This window comes from Polynucleobacter sp. AP-Latsch-80-C2 (genome assembly GCF_018882185.1).
GTDB lineage: Bacteria > Pseudomonadota > Gammaproteobacteria > Burkholderiales > Burkholderiaceae > Polynucleobacter.
Map to the genome: position 1 here is coordinate 1 of NZ_JACVOY010000030.1, position 948 is coordinate 948.

The 948-nt window shown below is 48.6% G+C and carries 1 protein-coding gene and 1 pseudogene; both read right to left on the reverse strand.

All coding sequences use genetic code 11. The features are described from left to right. Positions 1-356: pseudogene (locus ICN47_RS12710) on the reverse strand (cytochrome bc complex cytochrome b subunit); the annotation flags it as partial. Positions 357-366: 10 nt separating this feature from the next. Continuing rightward, on the reverse strand, positions 367-948 hold a 582-nt coding region (gene petA / locus ICN47_RS12715; protein ID WP_216220277.1), incomplete at its 5' end, for a ubiquinol-cytochrome c reductase iron-sulfur subunit.

Genomic DNA, 948 nt, shown 5'->3' on the forward strand with positions numbered 1-948 from the left:
CCACGGAACATATGCATATAAACCACCACAAAGAACATAGAGGCGCCGGTGGAGTGCATATAGCGAATCATCCAGCCCCATGGCACTTCGCGCATGATGTATTCAACTGACTCAAAAGCCTTAGCAGCATCGGGCTTATAGTTCATCGTCAAGAAAATACCGGTAAGTATCTGATTTACCAATACTACGATAGCTAATGCACCAAAAATGTAGAAGAAATTTAAATTCTTCGGCGCGTAATACTCGCTCATGTGACGCTTAAATGCTTCTGTTACCGGTAGACGTGAGTCAACCCAAGCCATTAACTTTTGAGCTGCGGAGGCGTCTGCTGGGACTTGTTTTTCTTGGAATGCCATTAATCTCTCCTTAAGCCTTCTTATCGTCGCCGATCAGAATCTTGGTATCGCTCAAATACATATGTGGCGGAACTTCAAGGTTATCTGGGGCTGGTTTATTCTTAAATACACGGCCTGCCATATCAAATGTGGAGCCATGACATGGGCAAAGGAAGCCGCCTGGCCAGGTATTTGGCAGCGATGGCTGAGGACCGGCCTCAAACTTGGCATTAGGGGAGCACCCTAAGTGAGTACAAATTCCCACCACCACAAGATACTCAGGCTTTATTGAGCGCCACTGATTTTGGGCATATGGAGGGGTGAATTGAGCTGGATCACGCAATGAGTTTGGATCAGCCAATTCGCTATCAATTTTGGATAATTCGGCAACTTGCTCAGGGGTACGACGAACCACCCAAACTGGCTTGCCGCGCCATTCAACCGTTCTCATTTCATCTGGCTGCATACCAGTAATATCGATTTCAACAGCGGCTCCGGCGGCTTTAGCGCGCTCGGAAGGCTCAAAACTGTCCACAAAAGGGTAAAGGGCTGCGGCTGCACCTACGCCACCAACCGCCGATGTGGCGATCAGCCAATTACGGCGATCCTTGTC